Below are 3,224 nucleotides of genomic sequence, written 5' to 3'. Positions count from 1 at the left end.
GCGAAAGCCGGGCGATCGTCAAGGCCGTCGCCGAACTCGGCACCACGCTCGGCATGACGACGACAGCCGAAGGCGTCGAGACCGAGGACCAGTACAGGCTGGTCAGGGAGAATGGCTGCACGGATGTCCAGGGCTGGTTCTTTGGCCGCCCAATGCCAGCCTCCGAGCTTCATGCGCTTTTCGAACAGCCAGAAGCCCTGACCGCGTAATCCGCCAGACAGCACGATGGCACTGGGCGACGCGGCGCTGGCGGCCGCGCGGGATACTTCCTGGCAAGATCGGTAGCGGCACCTAGCTCCGCCAGGCCGCTAGATCGGTCAGGATCCGCGCCTTCAGCGCCGGGTCGGCGTAGCTCGCCTGCACCGACGTCGCGGCGAGTTCACGGATGGTTTCACCGTCCCAGCCGAAGGCCTCGGCGCAGGCGGCGTAGGATGCTTCAAGCGTGGTGTCGAGCAGCGTCGGATCGTCGGTGTTGATCGAGACGGGGACACCGGCCTTGCGCAGAGCGTCGAGCGGATGTTCGGCAAGCGACGGATACACGCCGAGCGCCACGTTGGAGATCGGACAGACGCCTAGGGGAATCTGCTTCTGCGCCAGCAGGTCGACAAGGTCCGGGTCTTCGATCGCCCGCACGCCGTGGTCGATGCGGTCGGCGCCAAGCAGTTCGATCGCGTCGCGAACACCTTCCGGGCCGCTCGACTCGCCCGCATGAACGGTGCGCCGCAAGCCTGCCGCGCCGGCACGGCGAAACGCTTCGGCGAAGCGCGGGCCGGTGCGGCCGGCGGCCGCTTCGTTCCCGTCGATCGACAGGGCAACGACGCGCTTGTGTCTGATTTCGCTCAGCAACTCGACCAGCTCGATCGCATCCGCCGCCGACTGGGTGCGAAGCAGGCTGACGCAAAGCCCGACCGGCGGGTGTCCGTCCTGCTCGGCGGCCGCGAAACCAGCATCGAATGCGTCGATCATCCCTGGGATATTCCCATGCCAATGCGGCCAATGCGTCGGGTTGACGATGACGTCGGCGTAACGCACACCGCTTCGACCCATGCGCTGTGCAAACTTGTAGGCCGTGGTGGCGAGTTGCTCGCGCGTCCGGAACGTCCCGCACAGCCAGTCGAGCATCTCGAGGAAGCTCTTGAGGTCATGAGCTTCGAAGAGCCTGTCGCGCGGTGCACGCAGCGGAATGCCGGCTTCCTCGCAGTTCCTGATCACATCATCGGCCTCGAAGCAGCCCTCTACGTGGATGTGCACTTCGGCTTTCGGCAGTCCGATGAAATCGGTCAATGGCGTCTCCCCTGTTCTCCGACGCCATCAAATCACGAAACGGCCAATCCTCATTTCAAGAAATGATTGAAAGAATTGCGCGTTGGCCGCGAGATTGGCAGCGCCTCGCGGAACCCAAGCCTACTGCGTATCCGCACTTGCCCGCAGCTCGGCACGCTTCTCGTCCGAGACGACGGCCAGATCGAGCACCTTCTGCAACTCAGCGGCGTGTCGGAACGACGGTTCGGCCTGCACGCCAGTTCGCACCGCATCGACGAAACGCTGGTAGTTGGTCGCCACCGTGCCGGCGTCGAGCTCTTCCCATTTGGCGTTCTCGACATTCTCGCCGACGCAGGCCTTGAGCGCCGAGCCGTCGAGATTGTGCACCACCTCGATGCCGCCTTTATCGCCATAGATGCGCAGGCGCAGCTCGTTGAGATGGCCTGATGCCCAGCGGCTGGCATGCACCACGCCGAAGGCACCGTTGGAAAAATCCAGCGTCATGGCGAAGCTGTCATTGGCGTCGAGCCCGTATTCGCCGATGCGGTTATCAGGCGCCTTGTCGAAGGCGCGCAGACGACAGAAGACATGGTCGATGTCGAGCGCGGCGCCGTAACTGGCGAAATCGAGGATGTGGATGCCGACATCGCCGAGCACGCCATTCGAGCCGTGGCCGCGCGACAGCCGCCACAGCCATTTCGGATCGGTGCGCCAGTCGCCCCAGAATTTCGACACCAGCCAGCTTTGCAGATAGGACGCTTCGACATGCCTGACCGTGCCGATTTCGCCCGCCTGTACCATCTGGCGGGCCTTTTGCAGTGCGGCGACATTGCGATAGGTCAGGTTCACCATGTTGACGATGCCGGCGGCCTCAGCGGCGTCAGCCATCTCGGTGGCCTTGCCAAAATTTTCGGCCAGCGGCTTCTCGCACAGCACCGGCTTGCCGGCGGCAATCAGCGCCATGGTGGTCGGGTGGTGGATGCGGTCCGGCGTGACATTGGCCACCGCATCGAAAGCGCCCCATTCCAGCGCCGCCTCCAGCGAGGTGAAGCGATTGGCGATCTTGAAGCTGTCGGCATATTCGCCGACGCGCGCCGGGTCGACATCGACGGCACCGACAATGTCGACGCCCTCGATGGCGCTGAAGCGCCGCGCATGTTCCTGCGCCATCCAGCCGGTGCCGAGTATCAAAAGCCGCATTTCTTGCTCCTTGAGCCGAGAGGTCAGAATCGACCTCTCGGCCGACGCCCTCAAATAGCGCGGATGATGCCCCCGTCGACACGAATGTTCTGGCCGGTGATGTAGCCGGCGCCTTCCGACGCCAGGAAGGCGATGGTCGCGGCGATCTCTTCCGAGGTGCCGTAGCGCTGCATCGGCACGCTGTCGCGGCGTTCTTCGGTGGCCGGCAGGCTGTCGATCCAGCCGGGCAGCACATTGTTCATGCGCACATTGTCGGCGGCATAGGTGTTGGCGAAGATCTTGGTGTAGGCGGCAAGGCCGGCGCGGAACACGGCGGACGTCGGGAACATCGGGCTCGGCTCGACCACCCAGGCCGTCGAGATGTTGATGATGGCGCCGCCCTTCTGCTTGACCATCTGCGGTGCCACGATGCGCACCGGCCGGATGACGTTGAGCAGGTAGACGTCCATGCCGGTGTGCCATTGCTCGTCGGTGATTTCCAGGATCGGGGCGCGCGGCCCATGGCCGCCGCTGTTGACCAGCACGTCGATGCGGCCATAGCGATCGAGCGTCAAATCGACCAGGCGCTGCAGATCGTCGTTCGACTGGTTCGAGCCGGTGACGCCGAGCCCGCCCAATTCCTCAGCCAGCGCCTCGCCCTTGCCCGAGGACGACAGGATGGCAACCTTGAAGCCGTCCGCCGCCAGCCGCTTCGCCGCCGCCGCACCCATGCCGCTGCCGCCGGCCACGACCACAGCTACTTTTTCTACACTCATGGGATT

At 64.5% G+C, this 3,224-nt stretch carries 4 protein-coding genes; 1 reads left to right on the top strand and 3 read right to left on the bottom strand.

All coding sequences use genetic code 11. The features are described from left to right. Nucleotides 1–209, top strand: a 209-nt coding sequence (locus tag EN935_RS28250; RefSeq protein ID WP_127373847.1) for an EAL domain-containing protein, incomplete at its 5' end; no start/stop codon positions are given. A gap of 82 nt (nucleotides 210–291) precedes the next feature. Here the strand turns inward: EN935_RS28250 and add are convergent. The 3 genes from add to EN935_RS28235 all read right to left on the bottom strand — a co-directional run bounded on the left by add (nucleotide 292) and on the right by EN935_RS28235 (nucleotide 3,218). Then, nucleotides 292–1,284, bottom strand: coding sequence for an adenosine deaminase (gene add, locus EN935_RS28245; RefSeq protein WP_109660848.1), 993 nt, complete (start codon nucleotides 1,282–1,284; stop codon nucleotides 292–294). A gap of 120 nt (nucleotides 1,285–1,404) precedes the next feature. Then, on the bottom strand, nucleotides 1,405–2,463 hold the full coding sequence (locus EN935_RS28240; protein ID WP_109660845.1) for a Gfo/Idh/MocA family oxidoreductase: 1,059 nt from the start codon (nucleotides 2,461–2,463) through the stop codon (nucleotides 1,405–1,407). Between the two features lie 50 nt (nucleotides 2,464–2,513). Then, nucleotides 2,514–3,218, bottom strand: a complete 705-nt coding sequence (locus tag EN935_RS28235) for an SDR family oxidoreductase (RefSeq protein ID WP_127266105.1) — start codon at nucleotides 3,216–3,218, stop codon at nucleotides 2,514–2,516. Nucleotides 3,219–3,224: the final 6 nt, after the last annotated feature.

It is taken from the genome of Mesorhizobium sp. M7D.F.Ca.US.004.03.1.1 (assembly GCF_003998635.1).
In the GTDB taxonomy this organism is placed as follows: Bacteria; Pseudomonadota; Alphaproteobacteria; order Rhizobiales; family Rhizobiaceae; genus Mesorhizobium; species Mesorhizobium loti.
This window is presented reverse-complemented; position numbering and strand designations above follow the sequence as displayed.